Raw genomic sequence first — 26274 nt, 5'->3', positions numbered from 1 at the left:
CAGTGGGACTGTATGGTTTCCGCTCCGGATGCCATATCGTCCTGTCATGGTCGCTGCGCGGGACGGCGTGCACTGACTTTCCACGTTGAAGTTCGTAAGCCTTAAGCCCTCAGCGGCCAGAGCATCCATTTCCGGAGTGGCAGTGCCGCGAATGATTCCTCCACCATTGAACCCTGGCTCACCCCACCCAAAATTATCGAGAAAAATAAAGACTATATTGGGCTTGTCCTGAGCTGAGGCGACAGTGCCAATTAGAAGAGAAAGCAACAGTAGGAATGTTCGCGAAAACCGCTTCATGATGGCGCTCCCCATATATATCATTCGTTCGAGACTGGCGAAATTGGATGCCTGCGGTCGAAAATGACCGTCTTGTAAGGGATCGCCTAGAACCTTGGCTACGTCCTGAACGAACGGTAAGTTTCAGATCCAGAGTGATCAGCCCGCGAAGCGAACCGGTGGCAATTCGTACAAAGCGGACGGTCAATTTCCAGAGTTTGGGTGCATCCTTGAAGTGTGCATTCTGTGTCATGATACGCGACTTGGAACAGCAAAACCTTCAAACCTTCTGTGGAGTGAATTGTCTAACGGTTCCACCTTAAGCTTCTGATGCAGGCTGTCGTTTCTTTTCAGGCCAGAATTCGTCGACCACGACATAGGCAACAATTACGAAGATCGCAGCGCTGGCGACTTGCAGAACTCGCGTAATACTCTTTACGTCAGCTTCGTCGGAAAAAGGTGCAATTGACCCACCGTAGACGATCAAAGCGGTCGTAATTGCAGAGCCAGCGGCGGCGGCGAGCGGGGCTTGTGATTTTCCAAGTGCTCCGAGGGTCAGGCAAAAGAAAAAACACAGCAGAATAGAAGTGAGAATGACCGGGGCTATTACGTTTACTTCGTAACAAATGATGGAGACTGCCGCCCCAAGAAGGTTAGCCGTCAGCATTGCTTTCGCTACGGTTTTGCCTGCGGCAGGCATCGCCGCGAGTTGCTGGCTCAGCAGCGCGACAAAAAACAGAACCAGTAGTGCGGATGCGCCGGAAACAAAGAACGCCATAGCAAACGGAACTGTGACAAGTGACATCCTGACGATGCGGCGATGTGGGTCAAAGTCTGACGACGTTGCTGCTTTCTTCTGAGCGGCCGTGGGAGGTTCAGCGGGAATTAGCACAAACATCAGCGTTGAAACAAAGCCCGCAAAAAACAAATTCAGCGGTATCCAGTACACGAGCACCAAGGCCAAATCCTGCGATTGCAGAACCAAGTTCGGGATCATCAACGCCCCCATGAGAGCGATAACACCCGGCAATACTCCGGCACCAGAAACCGACCAAACGAAAGACAGGATTATTCCAATCGCCACGAGGATGAGAAACACAACAGGATATGGTGAGAAGATTGACGACAGCAGGAACGAAATGAACATCAATCCAATTGAGAAGACAAACAGCTTGCCAAATGCCGCCAAAGGCAATGCAGCAGGCGCTTGTAGAAACAGTGCAGTGAATACCGCCCCGACGACTGCGAGTGGCCAACCAAGAAACAAGCCCAACGAAAAGACACCGGTCACACCCAGCGCAAGCCGGGCGACAGAGCGCTGGTCCTCAGTACGCATAGGACAGAATTGAAACCACGCGGATATAGGTACGGCCGACGAGGTTCAGCAACGAGTTGTCACTTAGATACATAATCACATCGGCCTGCCCGTTCAGTTGAAAGCGAAGATCATCTTCGGCACTTCCAGCTTCATAACCGGGTAAGACGATCCTGACTGGGAACCTCTCAGGCTCTCGCAAGAACCCCTTGGTGCTTGGTGCGCTTGCCAATTGCCCGGGTTCATCACCACCACTCAAAGATACAGCGGCACTGAAGCTCTCAATGACGCCAGGGACAATCTTACCGGGATGCATATCCAACACCACGTCAACCGGCGACCCTATCGACGCTCTTCCCAGGTTGTTCTCGGTGAAATACGCCTCTATCCAGACGTCCGTTGCATCCAAAAACGTCAATAGATCTTGCCCGGATCGGGCATACGTACCGGGAGCTATCAGCAGGTTCGAGATGACGCCTGTCGCCGGAGCACGCAGTTCAGTCCATTCAAGGTTCAGTTCCGCATCCGCCAAAGCAGCCAAAGCCCGCTGGATTTTCGGGTTTTCAACCCCATCGTCACCGAGCCTCTGCTTTGCTTTTTCCAGATCCGCTTTTGCGTTCTCAAAGTTTGCTTCAGATTCTGCCAGCTGCCCTCGCGCATCATCAGCCTTTGAGACGGCAATCAATCCTTTCTTTTCGAGCGCAAATACGCGCTCTGTCTGAAGGCGCATGGTGTCGAGATCACTCTGCGCCCTCGCCAATTTCGCCTGAGCGGCGCTTACTTCTGCTGACGAGGCACCCACCTCCTGAGTGGCCGCCTCGAGATCGGCTTGGGCTTTGTCACGATCAATTTCGTACGGTCTGGCATCAATCCGAACTAAAACATCCCCTGCCGAGACCACCTGACCGTTTTGAACAAGAACCTCGGTCACCGTCCCAGTGACCTGCGGAACGATCTGGGTCGCAACGGCTTTTACTCTGGCATTTCCTGTGAACGGTGTCTTTCTGTCAGCGACCAGATACCAGACGAGAAAAATGAGAATGACGGCTAATGTCGACCAGATCGTCTTCCTCATTCTGTAGCTCCTTCAGCGGCGTCTTCGCTAACCGGTGGTGCGTCAATCCAGACTTTGAACAACTCATAGAAGACCGCAAACAATACAGGTCCCATGAAAATGCCGATCAAGCCATAGGCCATCATACCCCCCAGAACCCCAATGAGGATCACAAGCATTGGTGTTTCAAGGCCTTTTGAGATGAAGACGGGGCGTAGGAAGCTGTCCATTATGGTCACGGGAATGGCTAGGATGGTGAATATCAAAGCCGCACCTCCGGACATGGAGCTCCATGCATAGATGATCACTGGTATGAGCACTAAACCGGGTCCAATCTGGATGATCGAAAGGATCAGGCAGACAAACGCCAGCGTCGCGGCCGAGCCAATCCCAAACAGAACCAGCAATATCCACACGACGACGGCCTGAATGGCGGCAACGCCAATTACACCTTTTGTCACATTTCGGATCGTTGCGCCTGCCAGAGAAACGAATTCACCACCACGCGGTGCAAATACACGGTTGGCAAAACGCTGAAGGCCTTGAACCATACTTGGCCCGGGACTGAACAGAGCACCCATTATCAATACCGACAGGGCGAGTCCAAGAAGACCAATTCCGATCCCCAACACCTTTCCAAAAAGGGACTTGGTGATCTCAAGAATTTGGGTGCCGTATTTTGCAAGCGCACCGTCCAGATTCCGCTCAAACATGCCCCAAACATCAGCAATTTTCCCGCCGACTACCGGTAGTTCCTTGAGACCTTCGGGTGCTGGAGGGATTTTTATTTCGCCTTTGTCGGCCTGTTCCGCAAACTCGGATCCAAGTTCTGCGGCACCGGAAACCGCAGTTGCGACTGGCCCCAGGGTTAGAACAAGGCCCAACAAAACCAAGATCGTCGCTGCAAGCTTCTTTCGCCCTCCCAATTTGGATTGCATCCAATCAAACACCGGATAGAGCGCCACGCAAAGGATCGTTGCCCAGATGACCACGCTTGCGAGCGGGGCCACCATGACCAATGCGCTATAGAGAAATAGTCCGAGAAACAGCAGTCGTATCGCTAGATCGACAATCTTCGCGTCCTGAGTTTTTTCCATTCCATCCCCCTAGGTTTGTTTTCTGAATATTATACTCAAAAAACGTTATATGTATATTTTTTTGAGATTGGGGTGATGACCTATCGATTTGAAGACAAAAGTGAATCCGCAACATGGTTTGAAATGCGCAGACAATCTCATGCCTGCGCACAAACTCGATTGGACGAAACCAGGTGCAGTTTATTCGTCTGTTTTCTTGTCGTCTTGGGATAAGATCGTATCAGCCACGGTGGTCGCAGCAGTCACAAAAACGCCCAGCCCTACAATGATGTAAAACATTGTGAAGATTTTCCCCACTGCGGTTTCAGGTGAAAAATCACCAAACCCTACGGTCGAAATTGTAACGACAGAAAAGTAGATTGAGTCGAGCCAACTCCAACCTTCTACAAAGTGGTAAAAGACCGAGGCCCATAAAATCATTCCGACCGTGAAGGCCAAAAGGCCTTTCACTCTGCCATCCTTAAAGGCGGTTCGGATCCCTCTGGTGATTCTGGTAAGCGCGTTCATTGGACTACCTTAGCAACTAACACATAATTACATAGCAGTTTTAGAATTTATTATGAATCGCGTATCGCCGTTTGGCTAAAGACCCTATTCAACTTCATGAGCAAGCCTGCCGTTCCATTCTTCTGTCGAAACTTTGGGTTCAGGCGGATCTGCTATGTAGGACGGCGTCATGATCTGTGTTCCGTTTTCATTGAACACTTCAACTATGTTCTCACGAAGATCAGACAGGATTTTGGGCAAGCTCGATCCACGCGACGTATACGCATTGATCTCATAATTGATCGCGTAGTCAGCCAGCTGCGTCCAAAGGACAAAGGGTTCAGGCGTCTTTTTCAAGCCTTGAGTTCGAAGAGCTGCCTCCACAAGCATAGCCTTGATTTTCTTTGGAGGTTCCTCGTATCCGATCCCGACTGAGGTATGAACCAGCAGTCCTCGCCCATCCACTTTGCGCGAGTAATTCACAACCTCGGAATTTAACAATTGCGAATTTGGAATACTAATCATCTCGTTTTTTATCGACTTGATGAGTGTTTCCATCAGCTTGATTTCGGTGACATCCCCTATCTTGTCGCCGACCTGAATGCGATCGCCAATGTTGGTACTGCGTCTATAGATAACAAACAGGCCCGCCATCATATTTGAAACAACCGTGTTTGACCCGAGCGAAACCATGATACCTGCGAGAATGGTCAGACCCTGAAAAGCTCGTGAATCAGACCCTGGAATGTAAGGGTAAGCGAATACGAGCGCGATCACGATGATCAATGCCCTGACCAGCATTTTTGTAGGTGCAATCCAATGGTCTTCAAAGTCCTTGATCTTGAAAGCACCATTCTCGAGGTTTTCAAAGAATAGATCGATGCCACGAATGGCCATTCTTGTGACAGCGGCAATGATGGCGAGCATGATCAGGTTTGGAATGTAGCTCATGATTGCCAAGACAACGCTGATGAGCGGCTCACTGACATACTTCAAAAGGATTTGAGCAATACCCTGTGTTTCGGCGAAAGAAAGCAGGACCAGAGAAAGATAGTAGTAGAAGAAGAACAGAAAAAGGACCCACATCAAGATGTGAATTGAATAGACGATGATCGACGCGATAGCCCTGCTCCTTAAAATGGACTTGGTGGCTTCCTCGACGCCTTCTGCCCTCTTCTCCAAGATTTTTCGGATGTATTTCAATAGCTTTTTACGTTTTGCAAAAAACCCATACGAAGCCAAAGCAAAGATTACCGTCCAAGCAAATGCCGCCATGGCACTACCCACTCTGCCCTCATTGGACCGACCTTCTCGGTATTGGAGGATTGCTGCCTCGATCGCTTCGGATTGAAGCCCAGCAAGAACCTCAATGGCCATTTGTTCGTGTTCAGCATCCGCTTGCGTGGTGACCGTAACCATTTGTCCATCCGCGCGGATTAATTTTCCGAACTCGGCATCCGAAATCTGCATCTGGACCGTGTTGCTTTGAGACGCATCTGCGACCTGAGCAATTCGTTCCTCAATTTTTGCCGCCCTTTCAATGGCAGGCAACGCGCTCGATCCTCGAACCACGAACAACTCTGAGCCGTCGATAACAACCGGCGCTATGAACTCGGGATCGTCTCTTTCTTCGGGTGCAACGAGGATCTCCTCGGACTGGGCAAACGCGACATTGCACAAGAGAAGAAATGATACTAACCAAACTGAAAAAGCTCTCATGAGTTTGCTCCTTGCACAGGTATCAAGTGAACATCCCGTTGTGGGAACGGGATCGAAATACCTTCTTCGTCAAACCGCTCCTTTGCTTGACCCGTTAGGTCCCAATAGACTGTCCAATAGTCGTCTGATTTGGACCACGGTCGGCAAAAGATATTGACAGAATTGTCACCCAACTCGCCCACGAAAACTTCCGGCTCCGGCGTCTTTAGACACAGCGCATGTTGAGCGACCAAGTCTTTCAGAACGTCAATTGCCTGGGCTGCGTTGTCCGAATAGGCGATTCCAAAAACCAGATCGACCCGACGTTCTTCAGATGCGCTCACATTGGTGATCACATCCCCCCAAATCTTGCTGTTTGGCACCACGATGATCTGGTTATCGAACGTTCTGATCTTGGTCGAAACAACGGACATCTCGTCCACAAAACCTGATGAGCCCCCGACCTGAATATAATCGCCGGTATCGAACGGCTTGAGAACCATGATCATAAGACCGCTTGCGAGGTTGCCCAGTGTTTCTTGCAAAGCGAAGCCGAGAATAAAAGACAAACCCCCAAGCACAGCAAACAGCGGCGTGACGTTGACTCCGAAGAGAGCCAATACGATGAGTATGCCAAGCACAAAAACAACCCAGTAAACCGTTGTGGCGATGAAACGCTTGAGCATCCTGGAAATCGTCGGAATTTTGCCCAGGCCGCGTTCAGTGATCCGGCGCACCATTCTCGCGACAAACATCATCGCCCAGACAGCCAACAAAACGCCCAGGGCGGCCATCAGTACCCCGACGCCGCCATCCCAGGAAAACAACCAAGCCCAGGCGTTCTGAAAAAGTGTTTGAATATCGGTTGTCTTAAGAGCGCCTGCTTTCAAGGCGAGAATATAGTCGGTATGAGGCTCGAGCTCTTCCGCCTTTGCGCCTTTCAAAGTCCATGCTTCAAGCACCAGTCGGTAGTTGTTCAAAATATCTGATCCAGAGTCATTCAAGGAAGACAACTGAGACCGTAGGCTGGTCTCTTGCTCTCCGTTCGCTGACCGAAGCTGAAGGTTGATTTGTGCGACGTCTTCGAGCCGCGATCGCACGTAACCCTGCCAACTACCTGCGACGCCGGATAACTCTTCCGCCGTTAACGGGACAAGTAGGATTTCCAAGTCATCTGCCGGGATTGTTTTTTCAACAACCTCTTCCAACAAGTTGTTGTTTTCCAGCACAACAACTTCCTGCTCAGGTTCAGTGACTTGAGAGAAAACAGGAAACCCATTCGACGACACCGCAACGCACCAAAGCAAAAACCAGACTAGTTTAAATCTGCGCAGTCGTTTCATCTGATCGTCCCCTACTCCTATAGCGCTTGAGGAGAGCATAGGTGGACCCATCAAATCTAGACTTATGTTTATTTTTGCATGTTTAAGTGCAAGTAACGACTTCGCTAACCCCGCCTCGTGGTAGAAAATGGCAGTCACTCCAATTCGCCGATGTTACTGCATTCCGAGTATAGAAAATTCATTTTTGCAGCCGTTCTAAGGTCGACCCAAAAAGGGAAAGGGCTTCATCTGATTTGGACAATTTTGGAAAGACTTCCTCCATGATGCGCTTGAAAGATATCACAATTGCAAAGGCACTTGCTTTCGGCCTAGCTGCTACAAGAACCGCCGATGAAGTGAGTTCGATCTAGCGAATGCCACCACTGCCGAGCAGATGACCTATCATCGAGCTGCCGACGCAGCCGTTTGGGCGATGCCGCTGATGAATTTCAAATTTTATCGTGATGCACTTGCCAATGCATGGGTTGGTTCCAATGACATTGGGTACAATTCAGAAGCCCAGGATTGGCGTTTCCAGACTGCAACACCGAATAACACGACGCCCTACTTACACGCTTATTGGACTATCGAAGACGGCCCGATCGTTATTGAAATGCCTGCGTCCGAAGAGGGTATCGGAATCTTCGGCACAATTGTGGATGCATGGCAATGCCCTCTGGACGACGTCGGCTCCAACAGTCGGGACCGCGGTTCAGGAGCAAGGTAAATGCTGGTGCAGCAGGGATACAACGTCCCTCCGCTTCCGAACACTCTGGTCTATTAACAGGACACAAACTTCAGCTTTGCCGTGCTTCGTCCGATCCTTGCCGGCGGCGCCACCGAAGAAAACCTTGCGAAAGCCTCGGCGCTGACCAAACAACAAAGTTCACCCGTTGTCTGAAGCAGGCGGTAAGGTGTCAACTCAGTATGTCGACGTTTACGCGGTAAACTTGGAAATGACGACCGTGATGGGTGGCGGCATTTATGACCATAAGCACCCCCATTTCATGTTACCGTAAGCAGTGTCGTTCAATCTGACTTGCCCTGCGGAGAACCAGCGCCAATTTGCAGCCCAAATGGCTTCAAACTTGTGTTTCCAGGTTCGGGTGGTCCTGCACAAATTTTTCAAAGTACTCGGCAAACGTTCCGACGATCGGTGGGAGTTGTTCGTATGGGGGGTAGTACAGCGTCAACCATAACGACGTGATAGACCAGTTTGACATGACCTGCACGACTTGCCTGCCAGCTAATCCCTTGTCAATAATGAAATCCGGTAGAACACATATGCCCTCTCCTGCGACCGCAAGAGCGTAGAGAAAGTCTCCATTGTTGGAGATTATCTTTCCGCCTGCTTGAACTGAAACGTTGCTACCTGCATGCGAGAAATCCCAAGTTTCCGAGCGGCCTTGCGCGCTGTAAGACATCAGAAAGTCTGGATTCAGATCGCGCGGATGATCAGGCCGGGGTATGTGTTCAAACAGAGATGGCGCAGCAATCATATGCCGCGGAACTTCACACAGTTTGCGCCAAATTGTCGATTTGTCGGTAGGCGGGCCCGATACACGTACAGCGAGGTCGCAGTTTTCCTCAATCACATCAAGTAGGGTGTCGGTGAAGTTGATCTCGACTGAAATATTCGGATAGGCGAGACGAAACCCCGAGATCACTTGCGGCAGCAACGTGACGCCCAGCGATACCGGCGCGGTCAGACGTAGATGGCCCTTGTCAGGTTGATTGGCCCGTTGAAGACTGCGTGTGACCTTTTCAAACCCCTCCAATAGCGGTCTGTACTGCGCAAGGACAGTCGCTCCGGCGCTGGTTAGTGAAACTTGCCGTGTCGTACGCACCAGAAGCTGTGTGCCGAGGTCTCTCTCAAGCTGCGCTATGATGCGTGTTGCTGATGCCGGCGCGATGCCCAGTTCGCGCGCTGCTAGGGAAAAGCTTTTCAGGTCTGATACGGCGCGCAGAACGCGGATGGGCTTCAGCTCGATCATCTCAGTTCAATAATTCCGTTTTCGACAATAATAAAGCCTCATAGTTGTCTATTAACTTTAATAATCGATGCGCCATCTTTGATGCAAGTTGAACACTCGCCAAGGAGCGGAACATGATCAAAGACATCAAAGGGCTGCACCACGTCACTTCGATGGCTGCGGACGCCAGCACCAACAACGCTTTCTTCACCAACACCCTTGGCATGCGCCGAGTGAAAAAGACGGTCAATTTCGATGCACCTGAGGTGTATCACCTCTATTACGGGGACGAGGTTGGAACGCCGGGCTCGGTCATGACCTATTTTCCTTTTGGTCAGATGCCAAAGGGACGCAGAGGTGCCGGCGAGGTAGGTGTGACCGAGTTTGCCATCCCCACAGGTGGTGTCGAATTCTGGAAACAACGTCTTGCATCTGAGGGCGTGACTGGGCTGACCGATGGCACGGCCTTCGGAGAAAAACGTCTGTCCTTTGACGGCCCCGATGGCGACAGCTTTGCCTTGGTCGAGTCTGATGCGCGGGGTCGGACAGCCTGGACCCAGGGCGGTGTTCCCGATGAGGCCGGGATTCTTGGGTTCCGGGGCGCTCGGTTCTCTCTGAAGGATGTCGATGCGACGGGTGAACTGCTGACCTTCATGGGATACCAGAAGGCTGAAACCGAAGGTGACGTCACTCGCTATGTGATCGAAGGGGGCAACGCTGCAGACACGATCGATCTGCAGCAGCTACCGTCAAGTACCCCGACCGCTGGTCAGGGCGCTGGGTCCGTTCATCATATCGCTTTTGCCGTCGACGACCGCGCCGCGCAACTGCGTGTTCGGCAGGCCTTGCTGGATACAGGCTATCAGGTCACGCCGGTTATCGACCGTGACTATTTCTGGGCGATCTATTTCCGCACGCCGGGTGGTGTGCTGTTTGAGATCGCTACCAACGAGCCCGGTTTTGACCGCGATGAAGACACGGCCCATCTGGGTAAGGCGCTTAAGTTGCCTACCCGCTACGAGCCACATCGCAGCAAGATCGAAAGTCTCCTGCCCCCACTTGCATCATGATTTCAGAGGTTGAAATGTCCAAAGATCTCTATCAGGCGCTTGTGCATGCGCCGCAACCCGCCCGTCCGCTGGTCTTTGCCTTTCATGGCACCGGAGGGGATGAGCATCAGCTTGTTGAATTGGCCGGCACTCTTGTTGCTGGCGCCGGGGTCGTATCACCACGCGGCGATGTCTCTGAAATGGGGGCCGCGCGGTTCTTCCGCCGCACGGCCGAGGGAGTGTATGACATGGAGGACCTTGCGCGTGCGACAGACAAGATGACTGCGTTCATCGAGGCCCATCGCGCGTCTCATCCCGGTCATCCGGTCTATGGCTTCGGCTATTCGAACGGGGCAAACATCTTGGCGGCGGTCCTTCTAAAACGCCCTGACTTGTTCGAGCGGGTCGGCCTTTTGCATCCGATGGTTACGTGGGAACCGAACGCGCATCCTAAGCTGGTGGGGCGGAAAGTTCTGGTGACCGCCGGACGACGCGACCCAATCACGCCATGGCCAATGACGGAACGCCTTATCAGTTGGCTTTCTGAACATGGTGCCGAGGTCACTTCGGACGTCCATGAAGGCGGACACGAGCTGCGAAACTCTGAACTGACGGCTTTAGCCTCCCACTTCAACGGGAATGTCGGCCCCGGGTGAAGGTTCACGCATTGCATTCAACGTAGACAACACGGCGGCTTCTTTGCGCGCCCAGGACATGAACTCATGAATATGCTCTTCACGTTCCCGGCCCGGGTGGCAACATATGAAATAGCTGAACCCGGTTTCCACCACCGGACCGAATGGGCAAACAAGTCGTCCGTCCGAAAGCGCAGAATATACCAGCAGCGACCCGCAGAGCGCGACACCCGCGCCTGCGATCGCAGCGTCTACAATCTGGCCACCCGGAGGTCTTTCGAACCGCATGGCTTTCGAAGGATCAACTCCATTCGGAAGCCCGGCGTGTTGGCTCCAAAGAACCCAACTGGGAACCGACCCGTCCAGCATCGGCGTTGTATCGTACAGAACATGCGCGGCCTTGATGTCGGCCGGGGACTCTATGCCGAACGCGTCCAGCACACCTGGGCTGGCGACCACCAGCATCAGCTCTCGGTGAAGCAACTGTGCATACCGGTCCTCTGGCGGTTCGCTGGTGTATCGAATTTCGACATCGGCGGTCGCGTGAGTATTGTGGTCCGAAGGGTTTGCGGACTCAATGTGGACCTGAACGTCGGGGTGGTTCTTGGTGAACTTGTGCAACCTTGGCAAAAGCCACTTGCTGATCAGCGCATTGCTGGAACTGATACGCAATTTGGGTGCCTTTTTGGGCCGAACCTCATCGACCACCTGACGGATCTGCAAGAACGCTTCGCTGATCGTTGGCTGCAAGCGCTGCCCTTCCGGTGTCAGATGGATTGCGCGGGTCTTTCGCACGAACAAAGCCACCCCAAGGTCGGCCTCCAGCGCCTTGATCTGTTGGCTAACCGCACCTGGCGTTACCGAAAGCTCATAGGCCGCTTCTTTGATCGAGCCACGCCGCGCCGCGGCCTCAAAGGCGCGCAAACTTAGCAAGGAAGGCAATCGGGACAGCGGCATGGCAATACGGAAAAACAGTTTAGCCTAACTAATGCATACCCGCAGAACTTCTGCTTTGTCGAGTTCAAACTACGCCCCACATCGAAGAGCAACAGAACTTGGAACTGAGTGAAATGATCAAGATCCACGAAAAAGCATCGCGGGGACGTACGCAAAACGGATGGCTGGACAGCTATCACACGTTTTCGTTCGGCCAGTTCCAAGACCCGACGCGCATGGGGTTCGCCAATCTGCGCGTGATCAATGAAGACAGCCTGATCCCAGGTGGTGGTTTTGCGGCACATGATCATACGGACATGGATATCATTACACTGGTTCTGGATGGACAGCTGCGCCACGAGGATGATCAGGGCAATATCGCCAGTATCAGAGCAGGCGAAGTGCAGGGAATGTCGGCAGGCACTGGCGTGCGTCATTCCGAATACAACGGGTCCACGTCGGAGCCCTCAAAGTTTCTGCAAATCTGGCTGATCCCGGATCAGGTCGGTGGTCAGCCTGCATACACACAAGCCTCGGTTCCGAACGAAGGGGATGTCCTGCTCGCTGCACCCGCCACATTGCACCCTTTGATCCCGTTGAGATCAGAGGCCCGACTAACACTTCGTCGGTTCACCGAGGGACAAGAACTTGCGCTTTCTGCAAATGGCGAAAGTGACCACTTCGTTCATCTGCTGGATGGCCTCGCCTACGCGGAGCAGGAACGCCTGAGCGCGGGTGATGGTCTACAGGTTCCACGATCCGAACAGGTCACTTTGCGATGGCACACAGACGGGGCCGCCCTGGTTTTCGATATGCCAAGCCCTGCGGCAAGGAAAGAACCCAAAACCCTCATAGCCAAATCAACCGAACCAGAATTCCAAGGAGACCAAACGTGACTTGGCAACCATATCTTATATCGCTCGCAGCGGGCCTCGGGATTGGGGTCATCTATGGCCTGATCGCAGTCCGCAGTCCCGCCCCGCCAATCATCGCCCTGTTGGGCCTCTTAGGCATGCTCGCCGGAGAAGCTGCAGTGCAATGGATCCGGGGACATTCCGACGCCGTGTCACAGGCCATGCATTTGAAGTCTTTCGCCGTAACTCAGGCGGAAGAGACGAACCAACCAACCAAACCCGAAACCCTTTAACCCCATCCAAACTCAACAACGGAGAAGTCAAATGTCGAAACACGAAATGATCACACCTGAGAACGCGGCCCTTGTGCTGATCGACTTTCAGCCCGCGATGTTCCAGGGCGTCGAAAGCCATGATCGCCTGTCGGTGATGCACAACGTTCAGATCCTTGCCAAAGGCGCGAAACTGTTTGGTTTGCCGACCGTGATCTCAACCGTCGCGAAAGACAGCTTCTCGGGTCCGTTCATGCCTGAAGTGACCGATCTGTATCCGGATCAGGAAGTCATTGACCGGACATCAATCAACTCTTGGGTTGATGAAAACTTCCGCAAAGCAGTTGCAGCTACCGGCCGCAAAAAAATCGTTCTGGCAGGTCTGTGGACCGAAGCCTGTGTCATGTTCCCGACGCTTGACCTGCTGCGCGAAGGCTATGAAGTCTATATCCCGGCTGATGCTTGCGGTGACGTCACTCCTGAAGCCCACGAGCGTGCAATGGATCGTCTGGTTCAGGCGGGTGCGGTTCCGATGAACGCGCTACAGTTCGTCTTCGAGCTTCAGCAGGACTGGGCACGCGGCGAAACCTACGATGGCGTCATGGATATCCTGAAAACGCATACGCCATACGGTATCCAGGTTCGCTTCTCGAAGTGGGCTTTGGGCGAGCACGCCTCGGAAGCAGGTATCGCCGCAGAATAATCTGCCGCGCCACGCCCGCTCGGCCACCTCATCGCTCCCCGTGAATCCGAGCGGGCGATTTCTCAAACCTCCCATAATCTGTGCCCCCTCCGGTGGGCGCAGACCACTCCCGCATTGCCAAAGGATGTGCACCATGGCCGCACCAGACAAGATACTCTTCAACGGCAAGATCACGACAATGGATCCCGACATGCCCGAAGCGACTGCTGTAGGTATTTCAGGGGATCAAATCTCCGCCGTTGGAACTGACAAGGACATGCTTGGGCTTGCGGGCCCCGAAACCGAGACCATTGATCTGGGCGGCCAGCGTGTAATTCCCGGTCTGATCGACAGTCATACGCACATCATCCGACAAGGCAACAACTTCGCGATGGAGCTGCGTTGGGACCACGTTCCCTCGCTTGTTGACGGTCTTCGTATGCTGAAGGCGCAGGCAGAGCGCACTCCTGCCGGGCAATGGATCCGCGTGGTTGGTGGTTGGTCCGTCGATCAATTCGCCGAAAAGCGCCTGCCGACGATTGATGAGATCAATGCGGTCGCGCCGGATGTGCCTGTCTACGTGTTGCACCTCTATGATCGGGCGTGGCTGAACAAAGCTGCCCTGCGTGCAATCGGCATCGACAAACACTTCTACGAGCCCTTTGTCTCGGGCCGTCTTGAACGGGACGATCAGGGCAACCCGACTGGTCTCGCGATGGCGCGCCCTAACGCGCAACCGCTTTACGCGTTGTTGGATATGGCCCCCAAGCTGGATTTCGAACAGCAGGTCACCTCGACCAAGCACTATTTCAAGGCGCTGAATGGTCTTGGATTGACCTCGGCTTTGGATTGCGCGGGTGGGTTCCTGAACTATCCAGATGACTATGGCGTCATCACCGAGTTGAACAAACGCGGCGAGCAAACCGTGCGCATCGGCTATCAGCTTTTTGCGCAGCGTCCGATGTTGGAGCTGGACGATTTCAAACGCTGGAATGACATCGTCAAGCCAGACGAAGGAAACGACTACCTGAAATGCGTGGGCGCGGGCGAGATGCTGGTCGCGTCTGCCTATGATTTCGAAGATTTCAGCTACCCACGCCCCGATCTGCCCAAGCGGATGGAGGGGGACCTCAGGCCGGTACTCGAGTTTCTGTTCGAAAACCGCTGGCCGATCCGTTTCCATTGTACTTACGAGGAAAGCGCCCACCGGTTGCTGAGCCTTATTGAGGAGGTCGGTCGTGACAAAGGGTTGGAAGAGCTGAACTGGATTTTCGATCACGGTGAGACGATCTCAGAATCCACCATGGAATGGGTTGCCCGCCTGGGCGGCGGGATCAGCTATCAAAACCGCATCGCTTTTCAGACCACAGCCTATCGTGACCGTTACGGTGAAGACGCCCTACGCGAGGTCATGCCGGTCAAGAAGATGATGGCGTCGGGTGTGCCTCTGGCTGCTGGCACGGATGCGACGCGGGTGTCGTCATACAATCCGTGGTTGGCCATTCATTGGGCCGTTTCTGGCAAGGGCCGTGGCGGAGACATCATCTGGAGTGCGGCGAACCGTTTGGATCGGCACGACGCGCTGCGTCACTGGACCGCCGCCGGGGCTTGGTTCAGCCGGGAAGCGGGAAAGAAAGGTCAGATCAAGGCGGGGCAATGGGCGGATATCGCCGTGCTCGACCGGGATTATTTCTCGATCGCCGAGGACGAGATCACCGAGATCGAGGCCGACCTGACACTGACGGGCGGCAAGATCGTACATGCCAAGGCCCGTTTTGCGGCGCATGCGCCTGCCCCACTGCCAGAGCTTCCAGATTGGTCACCCGTTCCAATTTTCGGTGCACCCGGCGCTGTGACGCAAAGCCAAGGCAGCCTTGCCGCTGAATAGCGGCAAGACCTCAGGAGATTTCCCATGTTGGACGATCAAAAGCTAAAAATCACTTACAGCGAAAGCGATACAAAAGCACGATACGGCGCTTCGGTGTCCGGGATCGTGAGCGAGGCAGAACTGACGCTGTCAAAAGTCACGCCTAGCCTCGTTATCGCCGACCACACGTTTGTCCCGGGAGAGTTGCGTGGTCGCGGCTTGGCTCGGACCTTGGCCGCGCAGCTTGTGGCGGACGCGCGCGACAAAGGTCTTCGCATCGTGCCGCTTTGCCCGTTTGTGCGGTCCTACGCCGAAAAAAACCGCGAGGAGTTGGCAGATGTCATCCAGTGGTAGCATCGCGAAACCTGCACCTGCGGTATCGAACTCGGCTTGGATCCCGTTCAAACATCGGGCGTTCGCGCTTCTTTGGGTTGCGACCCTAATCTCCAACGTCGGCACTTGGATGCATGATGTGGGCGCGGGGTGGCTGATGACGACGCTCAATTCATCCCCGGCGGTCGTCTCATTGGTGCAGGCGGCAACAACCCTGCCAGTGTTCATCTTCGCTTTGTACGCCGGTACGCTGGCGGACCGGTTGGACAAACGTAAGCTGTTAATCACAGTGAACGTGGTGCTTCTGGTACTGGTGTCGGTGCTAACCGTGCTGGTTCAGCTTGAACTGGTAACACCGACGCTCCTGATCCTGTTCACGTTGGCCATCGGAACTGGCACGGCTTTCATGGCTCCGGCCTGGCAAGCGATCGTGCCAACTCTGGTGCCGCGTGACGCGTTGCAGCCAGCCATTGCCTTGAATTCAATGGGCATCAACATCAGCCGCGCGATCGGCCCTGCTTTGGCGGGCGTTTTGATTGCATCGGTCAGTTTGGCAGCCCCCTTTGCAGTCAACGCGGTCAGCTATCTCGTGATCATTGGCGCTCTGTTGTTGTGGAAGCACGACGTCGGCATTTCGAAGACATCTCAGCCTATGTTCAACGCGATGATGACCGGCATGCGTCACGTCGCACATAACAGCCCGCTCAAGGCCACGTTGATCCGATCCTTTGCCTTCTTCATCTTTGCATCTGCCTATTGGGCTCTGCTGCCGCTGGTCGTCCGGACGATCGAAGGGGGCGGGGCGACGCTGTATGGTTTGTTGCTGACTTTGATCGGTGCCGGGGCTGTCGCGGGTGCTTTGACACTTCCGCAGTTCCGAGCGAAGCTTGATGGAAGCACGACGGCTGCAGGCGGCACCATCGGCACTGCCGTTGCCATGGGAATTCTTGCAACGGCGACAACCCATCCGTTGGCTTATATCGCCGCATTGTTGGGTGGCTTTAGCTGGATTGCCGTTCTCACCACGTTCAATGTGTCGGCGCAGACCGCGCTGCCCAACTGGGTCAGGGCCCGAGGATTGTCTGTGAATCTGATGGTTTTCTTCGGATCCATGGCGTTTGGATCAGCATTCTGGGGTCAGGTGGCCACGGCAACATCTGTTTCGATCACCTTGCTGATCGCAGCAGGCGGATTGATCGTCGGCTTGCTTTTGACGCGCAAGTTTCAGCTTGGTCAGGGCGAAGATCTGGACCTGACGCCCTCTATGCATTGGCCGGCGCCGCAAGTTGCCCTTGAAGAGCACGGCTTGGCATCCCGCGGTCCTGTCATGGTCGAAGTTGAGTATCGCATCCGACCCGAGGACGAAGCTGCATTCCTGTCCGCGATTCAAGAATGGTCGGGCGAGCGCTGGCGCGACGGAGCCTATGACTGGCGCGTTTTCCAAAGTGCAGAAGAGCCCGAGCTATGGGTCGAAGCCTTCATGGTTTCATCTTGGGAAGAACATCTGGCTCAGCACGAGCGTGTATCACACCAGGATAAGGACCTTCAACGGGCTGTCGCAGCCTTTGATACCCGTGAAAGCGGGCCGGTCGTTCGCCATCTGATCGCACCATGATGAGAGTGTTTGTGATGCTATCGATTTTGGTCACCCAAAGGCCCATTCTTTCGGCCACAGTCTTTGCGGCTCTGTTCTGGGCCCATGCGCCTGAGCAGGCATCTGCGGGTGGTGCGGAGTTTGAAGGCCGTATCGAAGCAGTCGACCGGTCGGACGTTTATAGCCGGGCGGAAGGCATCGTCGAAGAAGTGCTGGTTGAGCAAGGTGACTATGTCCAAGCGGGCACGCCATTGCTACAGCTTCGAAACGATCTGGAGAAACTGGCGGTCGATGCTGCGCATGCAGAGCTGGCCAAGGCCGAGGCTCTCTTGCTTCAAGCCCAAGATAAGCTGGAACGCGCAGCCCAACTCTCTACGCGGGGAGCGGCAACAGAGGTTGCCCTGTTGGACGCTGAAACCAATCTGGCTTTGGCTGAGGCCGAAAGGGCTTTGGCGGAAACCGAGTTGGAGATCGCAAAAACCAACTTCGACGACACGCTCATACGTGCGCCGATCTCAGGACATGTTGAAGACCCGCGCGTTGGACCGGGTTCGCTGGTTGAGTTTAGTTCGGGCGACCCGCCCCTGTTTCAACTCGTAAATCTCAACCGCCTGCGCGTTGTGTTCGAGATTCCCTATGCCCAATGGGTTTCGGGGTTGAACACGAGCATCACGCGCTCGCAGGAGTTATCAAATTCTGGCTGGTTCCATGTTGAAACGGAGGTCGGTCAGGTTCTGCCGAACGCAATTCCGCTTACCGGATCGGCGGTCTGGTTCGATGAAAACAGCGGAAAAATTCGCGTGTGGGCAGATCTAGAAAACCCCGACCAAACGTTGCGACCGGGAATGAAAGTTCGTGTCACGCCCTTTGTCCAGCCAGTCACAGGCGCCGAGCAAGACCACTCCATGGTCAGGCCATGACGAAATCCACCCCACAAGACCCCCTCAACATCAGGCATCACAAGGACTGTTCCAAATGATCAAATTCGAATTGAACGGCCGACCCGTAGAGGTTGATAACCCCCCTGACGAAATGTTGCTGCTGGTCCTTCGAGATACGCTCAAACTCAAGGGTACGAAATACGGGTGCGGTGCTGCCATGTGTGGAGCCTGCACGGTGCATGTGGATGGTGTGGCGTCATTCGCCTGTCAGATGTCGGTCAGCGATGTGGAAGATGCGCAGGTCACGACGATCGAAGGGTTGTCCGAAGACGGTTCGCATCCTGTTCAGAAGGCCTGGATCGAAGAACAAGTCGCACAATGCGGATATTGCCAGTCGGGCCAGATCATGCGCGCGGCGGCGCTTTTGGCGGATAACCCATCCCCGACACGCGAAGAGATTGTCGATGAGATGAGCGCGAACCTGTGTCGCTGCGGGACGTATAACCGCATTTTCAAAGCCATCGAACGCGCAGCCAAGGAGGTTTGAGATGACCATGACCATGAACCGCCGCGGGTTTCTACAAGGCGTTGCCGGACTGACGTTTTTCATCGGTGCGGGTGGCATCTCATCCGTCCGGACTGAGGCCGCAGTTGGTGCTCTGGATGTAAATCACTGGTTGACGATCCGCGCCGATGGAAGCATTCGGATCGTCTTTCCTTCGACCGAAATGGGGCAAAGCAGCTACTCCACGTTACCCCAAATCCTCGCTGAGGAACTGGATGCAGCTTGGGAAGACGTTGAGATCGAACAGCTAAACGCTGATGATCGACGCTTTGGCAATCAGCTGTTTGGCGGTGTTCTATATACGGCTGGCAGCACCGGAACGCAGTTCTATTTTGACCCGATGCGCAAGGCGGGCGCGCAGGCGCGCGACGTGTTGCTGCAAATCGCAGCGCGCGAATGGGGTGTGGACAAAGCAAGCCTCAGGACCGAACCCAGTGTTGTTTTAGGGCCTGATGGCCAACAGGCCGGGTATGGTGAACTGGCGGGGTTCGGTTTGACAGATGTGACGGTGCCAGACTCTGAGACCGTGCCGCTGAAAGACCCATCCGCGTTTCGGATCATCGGGCAAGATCTGCCGCGTCGCGACGTTCCGGCCAAAAGCACAGGTCAGGCTGAATATGCCATTGATGTGGAAGTGCCCAATATGGCCTATGCGGCGGTCCTACGCGCACCAGTCGAGGACGAGGTACCGCTTTCCATCAACGACGTTGCCGCACGCGAGGTACCGGGCGTCATCGACATCGTGACCGTACCTGACGGTGTCGCCGTCGTCGCGGAAAGCCTGTGGTCTGCCTTGGGGGCACGGGGTTTGCTAGAGGTCGAATGGTCGACCACCTCACCCTTCCGGACCTCAAACAGCGAAGAGACTCTGGCCGAATACGCCGCCGCTGTCAGCGCCCCGGACGCGTCGGGGGCAACCTGGGCTGGAAAAGGCGACGCCGCTGCAGCTATTGGCAACGCTGACCGTCAGTTTTCGCAGCTTTATCTGTCGGACTACGCCTACCACGCTCAGATTGAGCCGATGGCGGCTGTCGCTGATGTCGATGCGGACGGGCAAGGTGCCGAGGTTTGGGCGGGCACGCAAACGCAGTCGTGGACTGCGCGCACCGTGTCGGAGGTGTTGGGCATCCCCGTCGAAAACGTTCGTCTGAACATGATGACAATGGGCGGAGGCTTTGGTCGACGCACGGCCCTGATGCAGAACTATGTGCGCGATGCGGTGCTGTGCTCTAAGGCCGTTGGACGCCCTGTCAAAGTGATCTGGCCACGTGAAGACGACGTGAAGCAGGGAACCTTCCGCCCCGCTGCGGCCCAAAAGCTTGAGGCCGGTCTGACAGCGGAGGGAAAATTGGACGGGTGGTATCACAAGGTCGCCACACCGACGGTCATTGGGTTTTTCAATCCCATGCGTTGGGACGCGGTTAACCCGAACGATGTGATTTCAATGCGGGGTGCAGAGAGCAAATTCTATGGGATCAAGGATTTCCGCGCCGATCACCTCATCATGGACAGGCACGCCCGCCTTGCCCCCTATCGCGGTATTGGCGCGTCCTATACGGCCTTTGCGGCAGAGTGTTTTATGGACGAACTGGCAGAACAAGCCGGGCGGGATCCACTGGAGTTCCGGCTAGATCTTGTTTCCGAAAACCCGCGCGGGCAGCACCTGCTTGAGAAGGTGGCCGAAATGTCTGATTGGCAAAATCGGGGTGATCGAAACCTAGGGCTTTCTTTTGCAGGCTACAGCTCGTCCATGGCCGCAGGTGTGGCGGAAGTTGAAGTTGACGCGGACAGCGGAGAGATTCAGATCACCAATTTCTGGGCCGCAATCGATGCGGGCCTGATCGTCACGCCAGACAACGCGCTCAATCAGATCGAAGGTGGCATCGTGTTCGGTATCTCGATGGCTCTTTCCGAAAAGATCGACATCAAAAACGGCGAAGTGGTGCAGAGCAACTTCTGGGACTATGAGATCACACGCGCCTCGCAGATGCCGGAAATCGAGATCTACATCGCAGAGGTCGATGCGCCGCCTGTTGGTGTTGGCGAAGTTGGAACTCCGATGGTGCCCGCGGCCATCGCAAACGCGTTCTATGCCGCCCAAGGCAAGCGCCTGCGCAACATGCCCTTTACTCCTGATCGCGTCACCGCCGCGCTGGAAACGTAGCGGGCTAAGGATGCTGCCGGTCATTTCCTTTGACCGGCGGCACATGTGCCAAGACCCAACTACAGACAAAGGACCCAATGCATGAGTTGGAACCCCACGCATAACCCTGAGTGCCCAAACGCTTCGGCAGACAGTGTTGAAACTCTGATTATTCCGCGCGCCCGTGATCTTGGTGGGTTTGAGGTCCGGCGTGCATTGCCCGCGCCCGAACGCCAGATGGTTGGACCGTTCATCTTTTTCGACCAGATGGGCCCGGCCGAGTTCGTCACGGAAGGGGGTATAGACGTTCGCCCTCATCCGCATATCGGTCTTGGAACCGTAACCTATTTGTATGATGGCGAGTTTGAGCATCGCGACAGCTTAGGCACTCATCAGATGATCTATCCGGGCGAAGTGAACTGGATGGTTGCAGGCAAGGGCGTCACGCATTCGGAACGCACCAGCGCAGAAACACGGGCCAAGCGAAATAGGTTGTTCGGGATTCAAACTTGGATCGCGTTGCCAAAAGACCGGGAAGACATGGCGCCGGACTTTGAACACCATAAGAACGCGGCGCTACCGGAGCTTCAAGATACGGGCATTCAAGCAAAACTCATACTCGGATCAGCTTATGGCAAATCCAGCCCCGTGACGATGCAATCCGAGACGTTTTACGTCGACGTCATTCTTTCGCCGGGCGCTCGTTTTCCATTGCCGAATGATCAGGAAGACCGTGGGATCTACGTTACTGAAGGGTCGGTTGAAATCGCGGGTGACATCTTTGACGCCGGACAAATGATGGTCTTTCGACCAGGCGACAAAATAAGCGTTCGGGCTGGTGAAAAGGGTGCGCGTCTCATGGCGCTGGGTGGGGCAACCCTCAGCGAAGAGCGTTTCATCTGGTGGAACTTTGTTTCATCGTCGCGAGACAGGATTGAAGACGCCAAAGAGTCTTGGAAGGCGGCGGATTGGGCCAATGGCCCCTTCAAACTGCCACCGGGTGACGACGCCGAGCATATCCCTATCACGCCAGAACTTGAACAAACCATGCCCAATAGAAAAACCGAGCCTTCAGCCTGACTTTTTGACCGGGTTTGTGGGTTTTCAAAGGTGCGCAAACCCGGTCTAGAGGCCTAGAATAGTTCGTGCCTGGTCCGCTGTCGCAACCGGGCGGTTGTATTGGGCACAAATCTCTGCAGCCCGCATTACAAGCGCCGCGTTTGATGGTGCCAGCGTATTGCGATCCAGGCGCAAGTTGTCTTCCAAACCCGTCCGTGCATGGCCACCGGAGGAAATGGCCCAGTGGTTCAGAACCTCCTGCTGCGCGCCAATGCCTGCAGCGCACCAAGGCGCACCCGGAAACAGTCGGCCAACTGTCTTCACGTAGAAATCGAATACGTCCCGATCTGCGGGCATCGCGTTTTTGACACCCATAACAAATTGCACATAAGGCGTGTCTTTGATTTGACCTTTCTTGTGCATCTCGGCCGCCTTCAGGATATGGCTCAGATCGAAGGCTTCGATCTCTGGCTTGACGTCATAGGTTGCCATCTCAGCCGCGAGCCAGTCGACAAGATCGGGTGGATTTTCGTAGACGCGCGTGGGGAAGTTGTTCGACCCTACCGACAACGAAGCCATATCCGGCCGCAACGGCAACATGCCGCCGCGCGTCTTACCCGCCCCCGATCGCCCTCCCGTCGAAAACTGGATGATCATGCCAGGGCAGTGTTTCTCAAGCCCCTCTTTCAACCTTGCGAACTTTTCCGGGTCGCTCGAAGGCGTTTCATCATCGTTTCGAACATGGGCATGGCAGATGGACGCGCCCGCCTCAAAAGCAGCCTGTGTACTTTCGACTTGTTCTTCGACTGTGATGGGCACAGCCGGATTGTTGGCCTTGGTTGGCAAGGACCCGGTTATTGCAACACAGATGATGCAGGGTTCGGACATTTCAGGCCTCTTTCGGTGCGAGGACAAAGTCGAATTCGACATCCCAATAGGCACCTTCAAAGCCAACTTCCGCAGATCGCGCCGGATCATCAACCCGGTTGAATTCGGCGATCAGGCTTTCTTTGACGCCAAATACCGCATCCGAGTTGATGTACTGATCATCGGGGTCAAAGATATGAGTGGTCAGGTCGTCGTAGCCGTCTTTCGACACGATGTAGTGTAGGTGTGCCGGTCGGTACGGGTGTCGACCAAGACGCTTCAACAGATCGCCAACCGGCCCGTCATCCGGGATTGGATAGTTCTTTGGCCGCACAGCCCGGAACCAATAGGTCCCATCGGCGCCGGTCGTGAAGACGCCACGCAGGTTGAAATCAGGTTGTATACCTTTCTGTTGCACATCGTAAAACCCATCGTCATTGGCTTGCCAGACATCAATCTTGACGCCTTCCAACGGGTTGCCTTCCACATCGGTGACACGACCTCGCACCACCATGTCCTCGCCCTTTTGGTCGAGACAAATATTGTGTCCCATCTCGTATTCCGGGGCACCTCCCACATGGAAAGGGCCCAGTACAGTATTCTCGGAGGCCCCGGTGGGACGACGAGAGTTCACGGCATCCACCAGCATCGACACGCCCAGAACATCGGACAGAAGAATGTACTCCTGCCGCCAGTCATCGCACATGTGCCCAACCTTGGTCAGGAACATGATCGCCTCGAACCATTCCTGTTGCGTCGGTTCAATCTCCTTCACGGCTTCATGGAGCTTTCGCGTGATGACCTCCATCACCTGCTTCAGCCGTTCGCTTTCTGCGTTTTTGTTGCGTGCCGTGACGACCTCGGCCGAGTTTTCCTCGGTAAAGTATCCCATCTCATGCGAGTCCATTTTGGCCTCCTGACTTGTGTAAGTTTGCTCCAGATTGGCTCATCGCGAAAGGACTGTGGTCAGCGCGCGACGCAGTTCGGCTTCGGCATCCGCAGCCATATCGGCTGAGCGCCACGCCACGTGTTGATCGGGACGGACCAACAAGCAGCCCGTATCCGAAATCTCTGACGCGCGCGCCCAATCCCCGGTGTGGTCGACATAGGTCTGGCGCGGGCCGATGACGTGACAGCGAATGGGCATGCCTAGCTCTTTCGAGGCGGTCTCAGCAGCGGCGACCCAAGCCTCGCCACCAATTCCGGTTAGCACGGTGAATTCCCCACGACCGCACAAATCCAGAGTTGAATGCTTGTTTCCCGTATCATGATCAAACACCCAGACATGTGGAATACGCGCGCCGGGCCAAGTCGTTGGCTGGTAGTGCAGCTCAGCATCCTGATCAAAACCGGGATTGGGTTGACCATCCGTTTCAATCGCACAGGAGTCGTAGCGCTGGTTCATTTCAACGCCATGCGCATCGAACTCATATTTCTTGAAAGCAATCGCCTCGCGAATGGCCTGTCTTTGTGCCGCAGCTTCAGGCGTTGATCCTGTGCGAGCCTCTAGATTGCTTTGCATGACCTCTGGGTCGACGCCTTCGGCCATTCCGAGCGATTCAAAGATGGGACCGAATTCACCGATGGATTGATTGGCCCGTGTGACGATCTGCTTTGCCACGGGCGCGCGTTCTTCGCTGTAGCTGTCCAGCAGGTCCTCTCCGGCATGGCCTTTCAGGACAGCCGCCAGTTTCCAAGCCAAGTTGAAACTGTCCTGTATCGACGTGTTCGACCCCAGCCCGTTTGACGGCGGGTGTCGGTGTGCCGCGTCACCCATTATGAACACGCGATCCTTTTGCATATGGGTTGCGTACATATTGTTGACGGTCCAGGTGTTGGCGCTGATCAGTTCGATCTCAAGCTCGGGGTCGCCAACCAATTGCCGTGCAACCTGAGTGGCCATGGCCTCGTCCACCTCGGGGGCTGGTTGGTTGATGTCGTAGCCCCAAACGATGAGCCATTCGTTCCATGGGCGGACCATGCGGACCAGACCCATGCCGATGCCACCGACATTCGCACCCGGTTGCATCACCCAGTAGAGAACCGAGGGCCGATGCGCGACGTATTTACTGAGGTCCGCACGGAACAGGATGTTCATCGATCCGCCGACGCCCATCTGACCTTCGAATGGCAGACCGGCATGTTCGGCGACCAGAGAATTGCCCCCATCCGCACCGACCAGGTATTTTGAACGGATCGTGATTTCTTCGCCCGACAATCGATCCAAACACGTCGTCGTCACACCATCTGCGTCCTGCTCATGACGTAAGTATTCAGTGCTCATGCGCGCTTGCGTGCCGCGGCGACAAGCGGTGCCAAACAGGATCGGTTCCATGAATGTTTGCGGCAGGTCGTTCATCATCGTCGGGCTGGACAGCAGGTGCTCGGCCTTAGACAGAGGATGATTGCCCCAGCTTTTCATCCGCCCGATTTCCTCACCGGCGAGGCTTTCGCAGAACACGTTTTCACCCATCAGATCCTGATGCGCGGCATGCATATAGGCTTCGGCCTCGACCTCATGACCAAGGTCGCGCAGAACCTCCATGGTGCGCTGATTGGTGATATGCGCGCGCGGCGTGTTGGCCAGCCAGCGATAGCGGTTGATGACCATGTTCTCGACGCCATAGCTCGACAGCAAAGCCGCCGTTGCAGACCCCGCCGGGCCGGTCCCGATGATCAGGACATCCGTTGTGATGGTGGCCATAAGCTCTCTCCCTTGTTCTTTGAATTTCTCAGGACCGCGGATCCCAGAGGCGGCCGTCATATTCGGCCTCATAGGCTTTGCCGTCCGGGTAGCTGACCAGTTCCAGCTGCATGCCCCAGGGGGCGAGGAAATAGACCCAGGTCTCGCCAGCGCTTGGGCCGTCGGTCATGGTTGTCGGGTTGCCCAGAACCTCAATACCCTTGTCCTGCAAATAGCTGACGGCACCGTCCATATCGGTGGTGTAGAACGCGATGTGATGCCCGCCGATATCCGAGTTGCGCGGCAGTTTCGTATCCTGATCCGGTGCGGTGTATTCGAAGATTTCGAAATTGGCGCCGTTGCCACAGCGTACCAGCCGCATCGTCGGGATCTCGGCCTTGGCGTCCACGTTCAGATGGTCTGCCATCCAAGTGCTGTCACCCCCCGAAAAGGGTCCCAACGGGTAGAACACATTGCAACCGATGACGTCCTGAAAGAAGGTAACGGCCTCATCGACACTCGGGACTGTAAATCCCACGTGGTCTGTGCCCGTCATTCCCGGCAGGGAGCTGCCCGCAAATGCGCCAGTTCCCAACGCTGTGACTGCGACCGTCAATGCGAGTGTTTTCATGG

Annotated in this window: 26 protein-coding genes; 13 read left to right on the top strand and 13 right to left on the bottom strand. The window is 55.0% G+C overall.

The features are described from left to right. The 7 genes from ACXAH8_RS21640 to ACXAH8_RS21610 form a co-directional block, all read right to left on the bottom strand. Positions 1–297, bottom strand: a 297-nt coding sequence (locus ACXAH8_RS21640; RefSeq protein ID WP_475220606.1) for a sulfatase-like hydrolase/transferase, incomplete at its 3' end; no start/stop codon positions are given. A gap of 298 nt (positions 298–595) precedes the next feature. Further along, a complete protein-coding gene (locus ACXAH8_RS21635; RefSeq protein ID WP_170473361.1) occupies positions 596–1612 on the bottom strand; it encodes a DUF2955 domain-containing protein in 1017 nt (338 codons plus the stop codon). After that, positions 1602–2666: an HlyD family secretion protein gene (locus ACXAH8_RS21630; protein WP_170377197.1), complete on the bottom strand. Its 1065-nt coding sequence runs from the start codon at positions 2664–2666 to the stop codon at positions 1602–1604. Before ACXAH8_RS21630 ends, ACXAH8_RS21635 begins: the two co-directional genes overlap by 11 nt. Further along, on the bottom strand, positions 2663–3742 hold the full coding sequence (locus tag ACXAH8_RS21625) for an AI-2E family transporter (RefSeq protein ID WP_475220605.1): 1080 nt from the start codon (positions 3740–3742) through the stop codon (positions 2663–2665). The genes ACXAH8_RS21630 and ACXAH8_RS21625 overlap by 4 nt, the downstream gene beginning before the upstream one ends. A 180-nt stretch (positions 3743–3922) precedes the next feature. Next, complete coding sequence (locus ACXAH8_RS21620; RefSeq protein ID WP_475220604.1) at positions 3923–4192, bottom strand: potassium channel family protein; 270 nt, start codon at positions 4190–4192, stop codon at positions 3923–3925. Between the two features lie 141 nt (positions 4193–4333). Next, positions 4334–5947: a mechanosensitive ion channel family protein gene (locus ACXAH8_RS21615; RefSeq protein ID WP_475220603.1), complete on the bottom strand. Its 1614-nt coding sequence runs from the start codon at positions 5945–5947 to the stop codon at positions 4334–4336. Next, on the bottom strand, positions 5944–7269 hold the full coding sequence (locus tag ACXAH8_RS21610) for a mechanosensitive ion channel family protein (RefSeq protein WP_475220602.1): 1326 nt from the start codon (positions 7267–7269) through the stop codon (positions 5944–5946). Before ACXAH8_RS21610 ends, ACXAH8_RS21615 begins: the two co-directional genes overlap by 4 nt. A 373-nt stretch (positions 7270–7642) precedes the next feature. Here ACXAH8_RS21610 and ACXAH8_RS21605 point away from each other — a divergent pair, with 373 nt between their 5' ends. Continuing rightward, positions 7643–7975: a DUF1254 domain-containing protein gene (locus ACXAH8_RS21605; RefSeq protein ID WP_170377187.1), complete on the top strand. Its 333-nt coding sequence runs from the start codon at positions 7643–7645 to the stop codon at positions 7973–7975. Positions 7976–8330: 355 nt separating this feature from the next. Here the strand turns inward: ACXAH8_RS21605 and ACXAH8_RS21600 are convergent, their stop codons facing one another. After that, entirely contained in the window at positions 8331–9242 is a 912-nt protein-coding gene (locus tag ACXAH8_RS21600; protein ID WP_170377183.1) for a LysR family transcriptional regulator, read from the bottom strand. Positions 9243–9355: 113 nt separating this feature from the next. Between ACXAH8_RS21600 and ACXAH8_RS21595 the strand changes: the two genes are divergently transcribed. Next, positions 9356–10291, top strand: coding sequence for a VOC family protein (locus ACXAH8_RS21595; RefSeq protein ID WP_170377181.1), 936 nt, complete (start codon positions 9356–9358; stop codon positions 10289–10291). Between the two features lie 14 nt (positions 10292–10305). Then, complete coding sequence (locus tag ACXAH8_RS21590; protein WP_170690357.1) at positions 10306–10926, top strand: alpha/beta hydrolase; 621 nt, start codon at positions 10306–10308, stop codon at positions 10924–10926. On the opposite strand, the gene ACXAH8_RS21585 is transcribed toward ACXAH8_RS21590, so the two are convergent. Further along, positions 10888–11838 carry a LysR family transcriptional regulator gene (locus ACXAH8_RS21585; RefSeq protein WP_475220601.1) on the bottom strand — a complete coding sequence of 317 codons (951 nt, stop codon included), beginning with the start codon at positions 11836–11838 and terminating at the stop codon, positions 10888–10890. The two genes, ACXAH8_RS21590 and ACXAH8_RS21585, sit on opposite strands and share 39 nt — an antisense overlap. 137 nt (positions 11839–11975) lie before the next feature. Here ACXAH8_RS21585 and ACXAH8_RS21580 point away from each other — a divergent pair, with 137 nt between their 5' ends. The 10 genes from ACXAH8_RS21580 (at position 11976) to ACXAH8_RS21535 (ending at position 22112) form a co-directional block, all read left to right on the top strand. After that, complete coding sequence (locus tag ACXAH8_RS21580; protein WP_475220600.1) at positions 11976–12737, top strand: pirin family protein; 762 nt, start codon at positions 11976–11978, stop codon at positions 12735–12737. Then, the gene (locus ACXAH8_RS21575) at positions 12734–12988 is read left to right on the top strand and encodes a DUF1427 family protein (protein WP_475220599.1); all 255 of its coding nucleotides are present in this window, start codon (positions 12734–12736) and stop codon (positions 12986–12988) included. Before ACXAH8_RS21580 ends, ACXAH8_RS21575 begins: the two co-directional genes overlap by 4 nt. 31 nt (positions 12989–13019) lie before the next feature. Continuing rightward, positions 13020–13670 (top strand): hydrolase, encoded by a 651-nt coding sequence (locus ACXAH8_RS21570; RefSeq protein WP_475220598.1) that lies wholly within the window; start codon positions 13020–13022, stop codon positions 13668–13670. Between the two features lie 133 nt (positions 13671–13803). Further along, positions 13804–15537: an amidohydrolase gene (locus tag ACXAH8_RS21565; RefSeq protein WP_475220597.1), complete on the top strand. Its 1734-nt coding sequence runs from the start codon at positions 13804–13806 to the stop codon at positions 15535–15537. 24 nt (positions 15538–15561) lie between these two features. Then, the gene (locus ACXAH8_RS21560) at positions 15562–15870 is read left to right on the top strand and encodes a GNAT family N-acetyltransferase (protein WP_475220596.1); all 309 of its coding nucleotides are present in this window, start codon (positions 15562–15564) and stop codon (positions 15868–15870) included. Then, complete coding sequence (locus ACXAH8_RS21555; RefSeq protein WP_475220595.1) at positions 15854–17464, top strand: MFS transporter; 1611 nt, start codon at positions 15854–15856, stop codon at positions 17462–17464. The genes ACXAH8_RS21560 and ACXAH8_RS21555 overlap by 17 nt, the downstream gene beginning before the upstream one ends. Beyond that, entirely contained in the window at positions 17461–18363 is a 903-nt protein-coding gene (locus ACXAH8_RS21550; protein WP_475220594.1) for an efflux RND transporter periplasmic adaptor subunit, read from the top strand. The genes ACXAH8_RS21555 and ACXAH8_RS21550 overlap by 4 nt, the downstream gene beginning before the upstream one ends. Positions 18364–18418: 55 nt before the next feature. After that, positions 18419–18871, top strand: coding sequence for a (2Fe-2S)-binding protein (locus ACXAH8_RS21545; RefSeq protein ID WP_475220593.1), 453 nt, complete (start codon positions 18419–18421; stop codon positions 18869–18871). A gap of 1 nt (position 18872) precedes the next feature. Further along, the gene (locus ACXAH8_RS21540) at positions 18873–21053 is read left to right on the top strand and encodes a xanthine dehydrogenase family protein molybdopterin-binding subunit (RefSeq protein ID WP_475220592.1); all 2181 of its coding nucleotides are present in this window, start codon (positions 18873–18875) and stop codon (positions 21051–21053) included. Between the two features lie 81 nt (positions 21054–21134). Beyond that, the gene (locus ACXAH8_RS21535) at positions 21135–22112 is read left to right on the top strand and encodes a pirin family protein (protein WP_475220591.1); all 978 of its coding nucleotides are present in this window, start codon (positions 21135–21137) and stop codon (positions 22110–22112) included. A 45-nt stretch (positions 22113–22157) separates the two neighbouring features. On the opposite strand, the gene ACXAH8_RS21530 is transcribed toward ACXAH8_RS21535, so the two are convergent. The 4 genes from ACXAH8_RS21530 to ACXAH8_RS21515 are packed head-to-tail and all read right to left on the bottom strand — an operon-like array spanning position 22158 to position 26272. Continuing rightward, the gene (locus ACXAH8_RS21530) at positions 22158–22979 is read right to left on the bottom strand and encodes a 3-oxoadipate:acetyl-CoA acetyltransferase (RefSeq protein ID WP_475220590.1); all 822 of its coding nucleotides are present in this window, start codon (positions 22977–22979) and stop codon (positions 22158–22160) included. Between the two features lies 1 nt (position 22980). Then, positions 22981–23865: an intradiol ring-cleavage dioxygenase gene (locus tag ACXAH8_RS21525; protein ID WP_475220589.1), complete on the bottom strand. Its 885-nt coding sequence runs from the start codon at positions 23863–23865 to the stop codon at positions 22981–22983. Positions 23866–23904: 39 nt separating this feature from the next. After that, a complete protein-coding gene (locus ACXAH8_RS21520) occupies positions 23905–25662 on the bottom strand; it encodes an FAD-dependent oxidoreductase (protein ID WP_475220588.1) in 1758 nt (585 codons plus the stop codon). 28 nt (positions 25663–25690) lie between these two features. Then, positions 25691–26272, bottom strand: a complete 582-nt coding sequence (locus ACXAH8_RS21515) for a VOC family protein (RefSeq protein ID WP_170690337.1) — start codon at positions 26270–26272, stop codon at positions 25691–25693. Between the last annotated feature and the right edge of the window lie 2 nt (positions 26273–26274).

This window comes from Ruegeria sp. ABV3_008 (assembly GCF_056161185.1).
This window is presented reverse-complemented; position numbering and strand designations above follow the sequence as displayed.

What these genes read in the sequence shown, in the direction of transcription:
- ACXAH8_RS21635 (WP_170473361.1), bottom strand. Translation starts at nt 1,612, where the DNA reads ATGCGTACTGAGGACCAGCGCTCTGTCGCCCGGCTTGCGCTGGGTGTG.
- ACXAH8_RS21630 (WP_170377197.1), bottom strand. Translation starts at nt 2,666, where the DNA reads ATGAGGAAGACGATCTGGTCGACATTAGCCGTCATTCTCATTTTTCTC.
- ACXAH8_RS21625 (WP_475220605.1), bottom strand. Translation starts at nt 3,742, where the DNA reads ATGGAAAAAACTCAGGACGCGAAGATTGTCGATCTAGCGATACGACTG.
- ACXAH8_RS21615 (WP_475220603.1), bottom strand. Translation starts at nt 5,947, where the DNA reads ATGAGAGCTTTTTCAGTTTGGTTAGTATCATTTCTTCTCTTGTGCAAT.
- ACXAH8_RS21610 (WP_475220602.1), bottom strand. Translation starts at nt 7,269, where the DNA reads ATGAAACGACTGCGCAGATTTAAACTAGTCTGGTTTTTGCTTTGGTGC.
- ACXAH8_RS21605 (WP_170377187.1), top strand. Translation starts at nt 7,643, where the DNA reads ATGACCTATCATCGAGCTGCCGACGCAGCCGTTTGGGCGATGCCGCTG.
- ACXAH8_RS21600 (WP_170377183.1), bottom strand. Translation starts at nt 9,242, where the DNA reads ATGATCGAGCTGAAGCCCATCCGCGTTCTGCGCGCCGTATCAGACCTG.
- ACXAH8_RS21595 (WP_170377181.1), top strand. Translation starts at nt 9,356, where the DNA reads ATGATCAAAGACATCAAAGGGCTGCACCACGTCACTTCGATGGCTGCG.
- ACXAH8_RS21590 (WP_170690357.1), top strand. Translation starts at nt 10,306, where the DNA reads ATGTCCAAAGATCTCTATCAGGCGCTTGTGCATGCGCCGCAACCCGCC.
- ACXAH8_RS21580 (WP_475220600.1), top strand. Translation starts at nt 11,976, where the DNA reads ATGATCAAGATCCACGAAAAAGCATCGCGGGGACGTACGCAAAACGGA.
- ACXAH8_RS21570 (WP_475220598.1), top strand. Translation starts at nt 13,020, where the DNA reads ATGTCGAAACACGAAATGATCACACCTGAGAACGCGGCCCTTGTGCTG.
- ACXAH8_RS21565 (WP_475220597.1), top strand. Translation starts at nt 13,804, where the DNA reads ATGGCCGCACCAGACAAGATACTCTTCAACGGCAAGATCACGACAATG.
- ACXAH8_RS21560 (WP_475220596.1), top strand. Translation starts at nt 15,562, where the DNA reads ATGTTGGACGATCAAAAGCTAAAAATCACTTACAGCGAAAGCGATACA.
- ACXAH8_RS21555 (WP_475220595.1), top strand. Translation starts at nt 15,854, where the DNA reads ATGTCATCCAGTGGTAGCATCGCGAAACCTGCACCTGCGGTATCGAAC.
- ACXAH8_RS21550 (WP_475220594.1), top strand. Translation starts at nt 17,461, where the DNA reads ATGATGAGAGTGTTTGTGATGCTATCGATTTTGGTCACCCAAAGGCCC.
- ACXAH8_RS21545 (WP_475220593.1), top strand. Translation starts at nt 18,419, where the DNA reads ATGATCAAATTCGAATTGAACGGCCGACCCGTAGAGGTTGATAACCCC.
- ACXAH8_RS21540 (WP_475220592.1), top strand. Translation starts at nt 18,873, where the DNA reads ATGACCATGACCATGAACCGCCGCGGGTTTCTACAAGGCGTTGCCGGA.
- ACXAH8_RS21535 (WP_475220591.1), top strand. Translation starts at nt 21,135, where the DNA reads ATGAGTTGGAACCCCACGCATAACCCTGAGTGCCCAAACGCTTCGGCA.
- ACXAH8_RS21530 (WP_475220590.1), bottom strand. Translation starts at nt 22,979, where the DNA reads ATGTCCGAACCCTGCATCATCTGTGTTGCAATAACCGGGTCCTTGCCA.
- ACXAH8_RS21525 (WP_475220589.1), bottom strand. Translation starts at nt 23,865, where the DNA reads ATGGACTCGCATGAGATGGGATACTTTACCGAGGAAAACTCGGCCGAG.
- ACXAH8_RS21520 (WP_475220588.1), bottom strand. Translation starts at nt 25,662, where the DNA reads ATGGCCACCATCACAACGGATGTCCTGATCATCGGGACCGGCCCGGCG.
- ACXAH8_RS21515 (WP_170690337.1), bottom strand. Translation starts at nt 26,272, where the DNA reads ATGAAAACACTCGCATTGACGGTCGCAGTCACAGCGTTGGGAACTGGC.